The 12,593-nt window shown below is 57.7% G+C and carries 14 protein-coding genes; 10 read left to right on the forward strand and 4 right to left on the reverse strand.

Annotation, left to right across the window (positions count from 1 at the left end):
* The first annotated feature begins 50 nt into the window (after positions 1-50).
* Entirely contained in the window at positions 51-1,316 is a 1,266-nt protein-coding gene (locus tag ACXAET_RS06115; protein WP_475182628.1) for an MFS transporter, read from the forward strand.
* A gap of 91 nt (positions 1,317-1,407) precedes the next feature.
* Positions 1,408-2,661 carry a tyrosine--tRNA ligase gene (gene tyrS / locus ACXAET_RS06120; protein ID WP_475182633.1) on the forward strand — a complete coding sequence of 418 codons (1,254 nt, stop codon included), beginning with the start codon at positions 1,408-1,410 and terminating at the stop codon, positions 2,659-2,661.
* Positions 2,662-2,735: 74 nt separating this feature from the next.
* Here the strand turns inward: tyrS and ACXAET_RS06125 are convergent, their stop codons facing one another.
* The gene (locus tag ACXAET_RS06125; protein WP_475182636.1) at positions 2,736-3,713 is read right to left on the reverse strand and encodes a hypothetical protein; all 978 of its coding nucleotides are present in this window, start codon (positions 3,711-3,713) and stop codon (positions 2,736-2,738) included.
* A 209-nt stretch (positions 3,714-3,922) separates the two neighbouring features.
* Between ACXAET_RS06125 and ACXAET_RS06130 the strand changes: the two genes are divergently transcribed.
* Both ACXAET_RS06130 and ACXAET_RS06135 read left to right on the forward strand, forming a co-directional pair.
* Positions 3,923-4,678, forward strand: a complete 756-nt coding sequence (locus ACXAET_RS06130; protein ID WP_475182639.1) for a 3-hydroxyacyl-CoA dehydrogenase — start codon at positions 3,923-3,925, stop codon at positions 4,676-4,678.
* 9 nt (positions 4,679-4,687) lie between these two features.
* The gene (locus ACXAET_RS06135) at positions 4,688-5,239 is read left to right on the forward strand and encodes a sugar O-acetyltransferase (protein ID WP_475182641.1); all 552 of its coding nucleotides are present in this window, start codon (positions 4,688-4,690) and stop codon (positions 5,237-5,239) included.
* Here ACXAET_RS06135 and ACXAET_RS06140 read toward each other — a convergent pair.
* The 3 genes from ACXAET_RS06140 to ACXAET_RS06150 form a co-directional block, all read right to left on the reverse strand.
* Positions 5,236-7,044: an ABC-F family ATP-binding cassette domain-containing protein gene (locus ACXAET_RS06140; protein WP_475182644.1), complete on the reverse strand. Its 1,809-nt coding sequence runs from the start codon at positions 7,042-7,044 to the stop codon at positions 5,236-5,238. The genes ACXAET_RS06135 and ACXAET_RS06140 overlap by 4 nt on opposite strands.
* A 41-nt stretch (positions 7,045-7,085) precedes the next feature.
* Entirely contained in the window at positions 7,086-7,820 is a 735-nt protein-coding gene (locus ACXAET_RS06145; RefSeq protein WP_475182646.1) for a GNAT family N-acetyltransferase, read from the reverse strand.
* A 94-nt stretch (positions 7,821-7,914) separates the two neighbouring features.
* Complete coding sequence (locus ACXAET_RS06150; protein ID WP_475182649.1) at positions 7,915-8,394, reverse strand: outer membrane protein assembly factor BamE; 480 nt, start codon at positions 8,392-8,394, stop codon at positions 7,915-7,917.
* Between the two features lie 84 nt (positions 8,395-8,478).
* Between ACXAET_RS06150 and ACXAET_RS06155 the strand changes: the two genes are divergently transcribed.
* The 6 genes from ACXAET_RS06155 (at position 8,479) to ACXAET_RS06180 (ending at position 12,572) form a co-directional block, all read left to right on the forward strand.
* The gene (locus ACXAET_RS06155; protein WP_475182651.1) at positions 8,479-9,015 is read left to right on the forward strand and encodes a YceD family protein; all 537 of its coding nucleotides are present in this window, start codon (positions 8,479-8,481) and stop codon (positions 9,013-9,015) included.
* Positions 9,016-9,222: 207 nt separating this feature from the next.
* Positions 9,223-9,429 (forward strand): 50S ribosomal protein L32, encoded by a 207-nt coding sequence (gene rpmF, locus ACXAET_RS06160; protein ID WP_039531231.1) that lies wholly within the window; start codon positions 9,223-9,225, stop codon positions 9,427-9,429.
* A 23-nt stretch (positions 9,430-9,452) separates the two neighbouring features.
* Entirely contained in the window at positions 9,453-10,541 is a 1,089-nt protein-coding gene (plsX, locus tag ACXAET_RS06165) for a phosphate acyltransferase PlsX (RefSeq protein WP_475182654.1), read from the forward strand.
* Positions 10,542-10,562: 21 nt separating this feature from the next.
* The gene (locus ACXAET_RS06170) at positions 10,563-11,534 is read left to right on the forward strand and encodes a beta-ketoacyl-ACP synthase III (RefSeq protein ID WP_475182657.1); all 972 of its coding nucleotides are present in this window, start codon (positions 10,563-10,565) and stop codon (positions 11,532-11,534) included.
* A 96-nt stretch (positions 11,535-11,630) separates the two neighbouring features.
* Positions 11,631-11,933: an integration host factor subunit alpha gene (ihfA, locus tag ACXAET_RS06175; RefSeq protein WP_008755922.1), complete on the forward strand. Its 303-nt coding sequence runs from the start codon at positions 11,631-11,633 to the stop codon at positions 11,931-11,933.
* An 18-nt stretch (positions 11,934-11,951) separates the two neighbouring features.
* On the forward strand, positions 11,952-12,572 hold the full coding sequence (locus ACXAET_RS06180; RefSeq protein ID WP_475182661.1) for a MerR family transcriptional regulator: 621 nt from the start codon (positions 11,952-11,954) through the stop codon (positions 12,570-12,572).
* Positions 12,573-12,593: the final 21 nt, after the last annotated feature.

The raw sequence follows: 12,593 nt of genomic DNA on the forward strand, positions 1-12,593 counted from the left end.
AACGCGGCCTGGGTAACGATTGCACGCATCGGCATCTTTTATGGTCAGGCATGACGGACACTCAGGCTCCAAAACAACCCGCCGAAAGGCGTAATTACCAGCTGATCTTTTGGTCAGGTTCGCTGGCGACGATTGGCGGACAGCTGGTAAACCCCAATCTGGTTTTGCCATTCCTGTATCTGGCACTGGGGGCACCGACCTTTTTCGCCAGCTTGCTGCTGCCCTTTGTCACCGGATCGCGTCTGATTGCTGAGATATTCATGTCGCCGTTCATCAACAGGGTGACCCGCGCAAAGCTGGCTGTCTATGTGCCCAATATCCTGACGGCAACTGTTCTGGCGATTCTGGCCCTGTTCGCAACTGACTTGCCCAATGTTATGATCGTACTGCTGTTTCTGACCACCGCAGTCATCATGGGCCTATGCCAGGGGATTACAAGTCTCGGCACAAGTCAGATCTATGGAATATCCATCCCAAACGAAAAACGGAATCGAATGGTTTTTGCCCAGGCCACGATCTCGGGCATTCTGGCGATTCTCATTGTGTGGATAACTCGCGACCTGCTGGCCTCGGAACAGCCGTTGCAACGGCACATTGTCGTCTTGTGGTGCGGCGTTGTCGCCATTTTTGCCGCCGGGGTAAGCTTTGCCGGCGTACGGCTTTTAGAAGTGGAGCAGACCCGTTCACCCACGACCAAAGCAAAAACGAAACCCCTGTCCGAACTGAAGACCGGTTTCAAAACCGGCATGGCGTACAAATGGTATCGCAAGTTTGTAACCGCACGCCTCATCTTTGTTTCGGTCGAGTTGGCGATGCCATTTTACACAATCCACGCAGCAACCTTTCACGTGGGCACCAAACATTCGCTGAGCTACTTCGTAATGGCTGCCAGCCTTGGTATGGTACTTGGCTCGCTCGTGTGGGGCTGGCTTAGCGGCAGGATTTCGGTCAAACCCGTGATGTGGATGGGATGCATGATTTCAGCAGGATCTGCCGTTCTGGCTCTGGTGTTCACATTTCTCGGGTACTCTCAGAATGTCTGGATTTACGCGCTGGTCATCCTGCTGCTGTCCTTGGGCGGGAACGGAGTGATTTACGGCCGGTATCTCTACATCATCGAAATGACCTCGGAGAAAGAGCGCCCCTATCTTGTGGCCCTCGGCGACGTCTGCGCGGGCTTGATCGGCATTGTATTTGCCGCGATCCTTGGTGCGGTGGCGCATCTGCACGATCCGATCACACCAATCTTTGCACTGGCTGCCCTGAATTTGGTCGCGATGGTGTATGCTCTTCGTCTGCCGCCTACCAAAAGCTGACGCGGTCCACGTTTTCTTGGAAATGGTGCCTTTTCCTTGCCTGACACGCCGCCTATACAGTGCCCCGCAACATAAACCCAAAGGGCACGATATGACCTACCACCCCAAATCGGATTTCATCGCCACGATGATCGAGCGCGGCTTTCTCGCCGACTGCACCGATTATCAGGGCCTTGACGAAGCGCTGATCAGTGGGTGCAAACCGGCCTATATCGGCTTTGATGCAACGGCCAAGTCGTTGCATGTGGGCAGCCTGATCCAGATCATGATGCTGCGCTGGTTCCAGAAGACCGGCCACCAACCAATCACCCTGATGGGCGGCGGCACCACCAAGGTGGGCGACCCGTCTTTTCGTGCGGATGAACGCCCCCTGTTGGGCCCTGAACAGATCGACGAAAACATCGCCGGCATGAAGAAGGTGTTTGCGGCCTATATCGACTACGACACTGACGCCGAAAACAAAGCGCTGATGCTGAACAATGCCGAGTGGTTGGACGGTCTGAACTACCTTGATTTTCTGCGCGATATCGGGCGGCATTTCTCGGTCAACCGGATGCTTTCGTTCGAGTCCGTGAAATCGCGGCTTGATCGCGAACAATCGCTGAGCTTCCTTGAGTTCAACTACATGATCCTACAGGCTTATGACTTCTTGGAACTGAACCGCCGGTATGGTTGCGTTCTGCAAATGGGCGGCAGTGACCAATGGGGTAACATCGTCAACGGGATCGACCTGACCCGCCGCGTGTTGGATCACGAAATTTACGGCCTGACATCGCCCCTGCTGACCACCAGCGACGGCAAGAAGATGGGCAAATCTCAGGATGGCGCGGTTTGGCTGAACGCCGACATGCGCTCTCCTTATGAATTCTGGCAGTTCTGGCGCAATACCACCGATGCGGATGTGGGTCGCTTCCTGAAGCTTTATACCGAACTGCCCGTGGATGAGTGTGACCGTCTGGGTGCGCTGCAAGGGTCCGAGATCAACGAGGCCAAGATCCGCCTTGCCAATGAAGTGACGACACTGGCCCACGGAGCCCCGGCCGCTGAGACCGCCGAAGCGACTGCACGCGAGGTTTTTGAAAAAGGCGGTGTGGGCGGAGACCTTCCCACCCTGACGCTAAGCTCGGATGAGCTGGGCGACGGGATGTCCATCGTGCAGATCATCGTGAAATCAGGGCTGGCAAAATCGGGCAAAGAGGCCAAGCGTCTGATCGCCGAGAACGGCGCCAAGCTGGATGACGCACCGTTGACCGATGCAGGGCTGATGATCGACGCGGGCGCGCTTTCGTCTCCGATCAAGCTGAGCGCGGGCAAGAAGCGTCACGCGTTGGTGCAGCTGGGCTGATCAGAGCCTTGTTCTAAACTGCTAACGGCCACCCGATCGGGTGGCCGTTTTCTTTTCCGGTTCTGTTGGTGCGCTTAGCGCTTGCCGCCCTTGCCGCCACCTTTGCCGTCGCCGCCTTTGCCGCCGCCGTGGCCGCCCTTGCCGCCACCTTTGCCGTCGCCGCCTTTGCCGCCGCCATTGTTGCCGCCGTTACCGCCGCCATTGTTGCCGCCGTTACCGCCGCCATTGTTGCCGCCGTTACCGCCGCCATTGTTGCCACCGTTACCGCCGCCATTGTTGCCGCCGTTGCCGCCGCCATTGTTGCCGCCGTTGCCGCCGCCATTATTGCCACCGTTACCGCCGCCATTATTGCCGCCGTTGCCGCCGCCATTATTGCCGCCGTTGCCACCGCCATTTTTGCCGCCGTTCCCGCCGCCATTGTTGCCGCCGTTGCCGCCGCCATTGTTGCCACCGTTACCGCCGCCATTATTGCCACCGTTACCGCCGCCATTATTGCCGCCGTTGCCGCCGCCATTGTTGCCGCCGTTGCCGCCGCCATTATTGCCGCCGTTACCACCGCCGCCACCATCACCCGGGTCGCTTCCGCCACCGTCACCCGGGTCGCTTCCGCCACCATCACCCGGGTCGCTTCCGCCACCATCACCCGGATCGCTGCCGCCACCATTACCGGGGCCGCTTCCTCCGTTAGAGCCACCTCTGTTGTCCACGCCCGACGATGCAAACTCTTCACCTCCGCGGGACTCGCCCAAACTACCTGACGCAGTGATTGACGCGGTTGGCAGGTCCGTTAACAAGGCAGCTAACCCCGGGCATTGCGCAGACGTGTTTTGTAGTGTTGTTGCAAAATCTGACCGCGATTGCAGACGCTCCAAGAAGCTGGGCGTAACCTGCTGACACTCACACAACGCCCTGTAATCACCTCGGTTTGCAGCATCCCGCGCGGTTTTCCAATTGCAGACCTCTGGTGCCGCTGCGACGCTGCCTGCTGCTATCACGGTCAGAAAAGGTGCCGCTATCAGCGCGGGAACTCCGACCCTTGAACTCCTGAACATATTGCTTGTCTCCTTGCTTGGCGTTCATGCCACGCCTCATTGCATTCGCTATCGATGTGAGACTCGCTCATTAAGCGCGGTTAAAGATTGTCTGAGATTGCCTTGAGAAACGCTTTGAAAACTGTGTCCAGGGCATCAAAACCGTGGACAGACCCCAAACCCTTGCATTAAATGAACACACGTTCATATCCCGAAGGAAAGGATCTGCCATGCAATTGTCTTCCACATCCGCGGTCATCACTGGCGGCGCTTCGGGGCTTGGCGAAGCAACCGCCCGGTATTTTGCCGAACAGGGCGCGAAAGTTACGATTCTTGACCGCGATTCCGAGCGGGGCGAAAGGGTTGCATCCGAAATTGGCGGCTATTTCGCTCAAACGGACGTAACTGACGAAGAATCGGTTGCAGCGGCCATAGCGCAGGCGATGGACAAAATGGGGCGCATCACGGCCGCGGTAAACTGCGCGGGGGTCGCGTTTGGGATCAAGACCGTTGGGAAAGACGGCCCCCACCCTTTGGACGCCTTCCAACGCACCATTGACATTAACCTGGTCGGAACTTTCAACGTCTCACGCCTGGCTGCGGCCGAAATGGCAAAGAATGAACCCGAACCGGACGGCGCGCGTGGCGTGATCATTAATACGGCTTCAATCGCGGCTTTTGATGGGCAAAAGGGTCAGGCGGCTTATGCGGCGTCGAAAGGCGGTGTCGTGGGCATGACGCTGCCCATGGCCCGCGATCTGGCTTCGACCGGCATCCGGGTTATGGCCATCGCACCGGGCATATTCATGACCCCAATGCTGGCCGGGCTGCCCGAAGAGGTACAGCAACAGCTGGCCGCTGACGTTCCCAACCCTGCGCGACTGGGTGATCCGCGTGAATACGGCAAGCTGGCCGGTTTCATCGTCGAGATGGGGTATCTGAACGGTGAAGTTATCCGTATCGACGGCGCACTGCGCATGCGATAGGTCTGCCCCATGACCGAGAGAGAAAAGATGCAGGCCGGGCAATGGTATTGCTGTCTGGACCCCGAGCTTGACGATTTGCGCGCCCATGCCCGACGCGCAGTACACGCCCACAACACCTGTCCCCCGGATGCGCGGGGAGCGATGGCCCCGGAGCTAATGGCGCTGTTCGCAAGCGTTGGATCAGATTGCTTTTTCGAAGCTCCGTTTCATTGTGCATATGGGATCAATATACACCTCGGCGCGCGGGTGTTCTTCAATTCGGGCTGCGTGATTCTGGATACAGCATCCGTGCGGGTCGGAGATGACTCGATGTTCGGCCCGCATGTTCAAATCTATTGCGCCCAACATGCCAAAGACCCCGAAGAGCGCGCGCAAGGGCTGGAAATCGGGCTGCCCGTCACGATTGGTCGACACGTCTGGGTCGGCGGTGGGGCTATTCTGATGCCCGGCGTTACTATTGGCGACAATGCGACAATCGGCGCAGGTAGCGTCGTGACCAAGGACGTTGCCGCCGGAGAAACGGTTGTGGGTAATCCCGCCCGGCCGCTTCGGCGCCCCTAGGCACCTTCGGCCTTTTCTTCGAGCGTCAGCCATTCATCTTCAGCCGCGGCCAGTTTCTCTTGCCGCTCGACCAAAGCTTCGGTGGCTTTTTGGAACTTGATCGGCTCGCGGGTAAAGAGCTCGGGATCAGACATGAGCTCTTCCAGCTTGCCGATCTCGGCCTCAAGCCGGGCAATCTCGGCTGGCAGTTTTTCAAGCCGGTGTTTTTCCGAGAATGACAGACCCGATTTCGGCTGGCTTTCCGACTTCACCTTCGGGACTGAAGGCTTTGTTTTTTCTGGCTTCTTCTCGGCAACGTCACCACGCTGCGCGATGTAGTCTGACCAGCCGCCCGCGTAAACGGTTGCACGGCCATTGCCTTCCATAGCTATGGTCGTTGTGGCAACCCGATCCAGAAAATCCCGGTCGTGACTGACCAGCAGAACAGTGCCGTCATAATCATCCAGCAGTTCTTGCAGCAGATCCAGTGTTTCAACATCCAGATCGTTGGTTGGTTCGTCCAGCACCAGCAGGTTCGAAGGTTTCGCCATCAGCTTCGCCAGAAGCAAACGCGCTTTCTCACCACCTGACAAAGACTTAACAGCCGCCCTTGCTTGCGCTTCGTCGAACAGAAACTCCTTGAGGTAACCGACCACGTGCTTGGGTTGACCTCCGACCATGACCTGATCAGCCTTGCCAGATACCCGCATCTCCGGGTCACCGGTCAGACTGTCCCAAAGGGTCATTTCCGGGTCCAGTTGCGCGCGGGCTTGGTCGAACACAGCGATCTCCAGATTGGTGCCCAAGGTTACGGAGCCCTCATCTGGCTGTTCCTGACCCAACAGTATTTTCAAGAGCGTGGTCTTGCCTACGCCGTTCGGCCCGACAAAGGCCACCCGGTCGCTGCGTTGCACCAGCAGATCAAGGTTTCGCACGATCTGCGTTTCGCCAAACGACTTCGACACGCCTTTGGCTTCGATCACTTTTCTACCGGACTTTGGTCCCGCCTCCAGCGCCATAGCAGCCGCACCCTGACGCTTGATCTGAGCCGCCTTTTCGGCGCGAAGGGCTTGCAAGGCGCGCACCCGGCCTTGGTTGCGTTTTCGCCGCGCGCTGATGCCCTCGACGGCCCATTTGGCCTCGGACTTGATCAGGCGATTCAGCTTGTGGCGCTGCTGGTCTTCTTCTTCCCAGACCTTGTCACGCCAGGCCTCGAACGCTTCGAATCCCTGTTCCTGCCGCCGCACCATTCCACGGTCGATCCACAAGGTCGCGCGGGTCAAGGCGCGCAGGAATGCGCGGTCATGTGAGATCAACACAAAAGCTGCCCGCGTCGATCCCAACTCGCGCTCCAGCCATGTGATGGCTTCGATGTCCAGATGGTTGGTCGGTTCGTCCAGCAACATTAAATCGGGCGCTTCGGCCATCAACTTGGCCAGCGCCGCCCGCCGACGCTCCCCACCCGAGGCGGTTTCAACCGCGCGTTCGGGATCGAACTTCAACCCCTCCCCGGCTCGCTCAACCTTGTACAACTCGCCCGGCTCTAACCCGCTGGAAGCGTAATCACCCAGCGTTGCGAACCCCTCCATGCCGGGATCCTGCTCCATGTATCCGACGGATTTTCCGGGCGGCACCACGATGTCACCGTGATCAGCCTCAACCAACCCGGCCATGACTTTCATAAGGGTGGACTTTCCCGAACCGTTCCGCCCAACCAGTGCGACGCGATCACCGGGCTGGACCACCAAATCAAGTTCGGAAAACACCGGATCACCCCCGAAAGTCAGGGAAATACCGGACATCTGCAATAAAGGAATTCTCGCCATGCCCGCCAGCTAAACCGGTAAGGCCAAAGCGTCAACGGCGATTACCCGGCCACCGCACGCAGCAGACGTTTCCGCGCCGGGGGGATCGCGCCAATCTCAAGCCCCGTAAAAACATGCAACGTGTTCATGTGGCGGTCTACCACCGCGTGATCGCTGACCCAGCCGCCCATCATCAAGTAGGTTCGCAGCAAAGGCGGCATCCGCATCATCGCCTTTTTTACGTCCGGCCTGCGGCGCAGACGCGCGGCGAACCGAAAAACATCCGGTGCCTTCACCCTTGGCAACCAGCGTTTTGGCGCAAGATGGCGATGTTTCAGCATGGCGAAGGCGTCCAGATACTCTTTGGTCTCGGTGCCTGCGAAAGAGGAACAGCCAAACAGCATCTCAATCCCGTTCTGATCGACATAGGCGGTCATCGCCCCCCAAGCGACGCGAAGGATGTCCGGGTCGGTCCAGTCAGGATGGATGCAGAACCGCCCCATTTCGACCATCCGCCCTTGGAACCCTTCCAAAGCAGACAGGTCATAGAATTGCGCCGAATAGCTTTGGCCAATCTCGGACCCATCTTCCATGGTCAACATGCGGAAGCAGCAGACCAACTGCCCACCCTCCCGCATATCTTCAATAAGGATATGAGCGCAAACCGGATCGAACTGATCGTGATCGGTCTGTTCCGTGCCGAAGGCCAACGTCCGAAGCCGCTGCGCCAACGCCAGATCGTGATGCGATTGCCCAAGACGGGCGCGGTACCGCCCTTTCCAGAGCAAGTGTGCCATGGTCGCATCCTCCACGGTTGCTGACCGGTTTCCTCTTGTCGCGTCCTTACCACAAACTGTGTAACTGTGGTATGACTATCGCAAGATGTGGCCGTTACTCTTGCGTCGCGCCCGGAATGTTGGCCGGGTTGAAGTTGCCAATGTTGCCCAGCAGCTGGCGGATAAAGCCCTGGCCCTGAATTGTGGATTCGGTCACGCGGCGGTCCAATTGGACCACAATACCGTCTTCAAGCCCGAACCGTTCGATGTTCCGGACAACTCCGCTGTCATCAAAGCTGATCGCCACCAGCTCGCGCGAGACAACCTCGGGCTTTTTCGGGCCGTAGTGACGAACGCGAGACCGCACGTAGTAATAGCCCGAATCCCGAACCACACCTGATGAACTGGGGGCACCGACTGCTTCGGCCACGCTGTCGCGGGTGTCCACGCCCACCGTGATCTCGGCCAGGTCCTCGGGGGGCGGGATATATCCATGATTCTTGAACACGGGCGTACACGCACTTGCTGCCGCCAGACAGGCCACAAAGACAAGCGTTTTCGACGCCGGTTTCAACCTGTTTACAAGCTTCAACATTTACACCCTCTTGCCTTGGCCCCGTACGGACCCTATCCGATTACAGAAACCGCAGCCCCGGTTCAACACAGGAAAGGGTCACGAATGAGCAACAAGACATCTCTGCGGGTGGCCGACCTGCCTCAAAACGCACCAACGACGTTTGACTTGCGCCCTGACGCCAAGGCACTAGAGGCCATAAAAGACGATCTTGGCCTGCTTGGCTTACGCAAACTCAGCTTCGCAGGTGACGTTAGGGCACAAGGCAAGCGGGACTGGGTTCTAAACGGTAACTTGGGCGCCACGGTGATTCAGCCATGCGTCGTCACGCTTGAACCGGTGACAAGCAGGATCGACATCCCGGTGACCCGAATCTTTGTGGCGGATTGGAGTGATCCCACAGAAGCTGAGTTTGAAATTCCCGAAGGCGACGACACCGAACAGCTTGGTTCTGAGATCGATCCCGCCCTTGTCATGGTCGAGGCATTGTCCCTGGCCCTGCCCTTATATCCGCGCAAGGACGGGGCGGAATTGGGTCAGTCAAACTTCACCGAGTCCGGCAAACAGGCGATGACGGACGAAGATGTAAAACCGTTTGCCGGGCTGGCTGGTTTGCGTGATGCGTTAAAAAAAGACGAGTGACACAGGATGGTTTTCCTGTCATAGCAGGCCCTCAGAAAAATCGCTTGAACATGACGAGAATCGCAGTATTTTCGCGCGCTCATCGGAATTTGGGTTGGACAACGTGGGGCTTGTGCCCTAAACGCGCGTCAAACCACGAAAAAAACGAAGAATGAAACCCGGCCCTCAGCGAATCTGTTGGCCCATAGTTATACAAAGGTTGAGACCATGGCCGTCCAACAGAACAAAGTTTCCAAGTCGCGTCGCAACAATCGCCGCGCACACGACGCTCTGGTTGCTGCAAACCCGAACGAATGCCCGAACTGTGGTGAACTGAAGCGCCCGCACCATGTTTGTGGCGCGTGTGGCTACTACGATGACCGCGAAGTCGTCGCACAGGCCGACGAAATCGATCTGGACGAAGACGCGGCCTAAGCCTTTAAAACAGCAGGCAAGGCATGACTGAACAGCCCTCGCACGCCGGACGGATTACCATCTCGGTTGACGCTATGGGCGGAGATTCGGGGCCCGCAACCGTGGTTGCGGGCATTGCCAAATCGGCAAACAAGAACCCCGACATTGCGTTCATCCTGCACGGGCCTGAGCAGACGTTGCGCAAACTTGTCGCCAAACGACGTGTCCTTGAGGGGCGCGTCGTTTTTCGTGATTGCCCCGATGTGGTCACGATGGAGGACAAGCCCAGTCAGGTTGTCCGCAGCAGCAAGCAGACGTCGATGTGGTCGGCGCTTGAGTCCGTCCGCCAGAATGAGGCGCACGGTGCTGTTTCCTGTGGCAACACGGGCGCGTTAATGGCGCTGTCGATGATACGTCTGCGTAAATTGCCGGGTGTGAACCGCCCGGCGATTGCGATTCTGTGGCCATCCCGCAACCCGCAGGGGTTCAACGTTATGCTGGATGTAGGCGCGGATGTGCGCGCCGACGCCAAAGATCTGCTGCAATATGCGCTGATGGGTGCATCCTACGCCCGAAACGGAATGGCACTTGAACGCCCGCGGATCGGCCTGCTGAATGTGGGTACCGAAGAACATAAAGGCCGCGCTGAACTTAAAGAGGCGCACACCTTGATCGCAGAGTTTGCAGAGCAAGCAAATTTTGACTTCGTGGGCTTTGTCGAGGGCAGCGACATTCCCGGTGACAAGGCCGATGTCGTTGTAACCGATGGATTTACCGGCAACGTCGCAATCAAGACCGGTGAAGGTACGGCAGGCCTGATCGGCGAGCTTCTGCGCCAGGCTTTCAAGTACTCTCCGCTGTCCCGTCTGGCGTCGGTACTGGCCATCACGTCGCTTAATCGTCTTAAGAAACGCATCGACCCGCGCCGCGTGAATGGTGGGGTCTTCCTTGGCCTCAATGGAACAGTGGTAAAATCGCATGGTGGCGCGGATGCCACCGGAGTCTCGGCAGCAGTCAAACTGGCCTATACCCTGGCACAGTCTGGTTTCGCCGAAAAATTGGCGGCACGGGTTGCATCAACAGCCGAGCTTGCACAAGATGCCGCCCACACGCCGTCAAAGGCCGGCGAATAACAAAAAAGGCAGTACCCCAAAATGGCAGGCCGTTCAGTTGTCGTAGGTGTCGGACATTATTTGCCAGAGCGCGTTGTTCCGAATTCCGAGTTTGAAAAGACGCTTGATACAACGGATGAGTGGATCAGAACCCGCTCAGGTATTGAACGCCGCCACTTTGCCGCCGATGACGAAAAAACGTCGGATCTGGCGTCCAAGGCGGCTCAGGCGGCTTTGGACGATGCCGGTCTGACCGCCGACGATATCGATGCGATTGTTCTGGCCACTTCGACCGCCGACCTGACATTTCCCTCTGCCGCCACGATGGTTCAGGCCCAGTTGGGCATGGCCAAAGGCTTCGCATTTGATGTTCAAGCGGTATGCGCCGGGTTTGTCTTTGCACTCAGCAATGCCAACGCCCTGATCCTGTCCGGGCAGGCCAGGCGCGTGCTTGTCATAGGCGCGGAAACCTTTTCACGAATCATGGACTGGACAGACCGGTCGACCTGCGTGCTGTTTGGCGATGGTGCGGGCGCCCTCGTGTTGGAACTGCAGGAGGGCGAAGGTACCGCACAGGATCGAGGAATTCTGGCGGTCGACCTTAACTCGGACGGACGATACAAAGACCTGCTTTATGTCGATGGCGGCGTGTCCACCCAGACGACAGGTCACTTGCGTATGCAAGGCAATCAGGTCTTCCGCCATGCCGTTGAAAAACTTACGAAAACGGCTGAGACTGCCTTGGAATCGGCTGGCCTCAGCAGTGCCGATGTTGACTGGATCGTGCCTCATCAGGCCAATATCCGGATCATTCAGGGCACTGCCAAGAAAATGGGTCTGTCGATGGATAACGTGGTCGTTACGGTACAGGACCACGGTAACACGTCGGCCGCATCTATCCCGCTCGCCCTGTCCGTAGGCAAACAACGGGGTCAAATCAAGCAAGGCGATCTTGTCGTGACCGAGGCGATTGGCGGCGGTCTGGCCTGGGGTGCGGTGGTTCTGCGCTGGTAACCGGCGCAAATCAGCTTACACACAGACCTGCAATTCATTGATATTGACAGCGAATTTCCCCTCGCCATATTCTCGCTAAACAACAGGGGAATAGGTATGGGCGATAAAACACTGACTCGAATGGATCTGAGCGAGGCCGTCTTTCGTGAGGTCGGCCTGTCACGCAACGAAAGCGCGCAACTCGTTGAAAGCGTTTTGAATCATATGTCCGACGCGCTGGTGCGCGGTGAGCAAGTGAAAATCTCGTCTTTTGGCACGTTCAGTGTTCGGGATAAGACCGCCCGCATCGGCCGCAACCCCAAAACCGGGGAAGAAGTTCCGATACAGCCACGTCGTGTTCTGACCTTTCGACCGTCGCACCTGATGAAGGATCGCGTCGCCGCAGGGAATCGAAAGTAAGATCGGGGCAGCACGGTCATGAGCAAGTCCCCCGACGCGTTTCGCACCATCAGTGAAGTTGCGGTCTGGCTGGACGTTCAGGCTCATGTTTTGCGATTCTGGGAAAGCCGTTTCAGCCAAGTCAAACCGGTAAAGCGCGCCGGAGGTCGTCGGTATTACCGCCCCAACGATATGCGCCTTCTGGGTGGCATCAAGAAATTGTTGCACGAGGATGGGATCACCATCAAAGGCGTACAGCGTATCCTGCGCGAAAAAGGTGTAGCTTATGTTACCGCGCTTTCCCCTAGCTTGGACGAGGGGACAGAGCCAGACACAGCGGCAGAGGAAAATGTCGTCGTACCATTTACCTCGAAATCCGCTCCGACGGGTGAACAGGTCAAAATGGATTTGGGGGAAAGTGATCCCACCATCGGAAAAGTTGCGCCCGCAGCGCGGGCACAATCTGCGTCACCCAAACCTGAAATACGCCCCGAGGCGGCCAGTCCGGACAGTCAGGATGAGGCACTTCAAAAACGCGGTATCGCAACGCAAGCCTGGGCCCTAGCAGATTTCGATGACCAGCTTTTGCAGCAGATTGCTCCTATGGCAAAGGACTTGCGCGCCATTCTGGACCGTATGGAAAACCGAACGGCGGGATAAGAAAAAAAGGCGATGATTTCC

Source organism: Ruegeria sp. AWH4_226 (assembly GCF_056159225.1).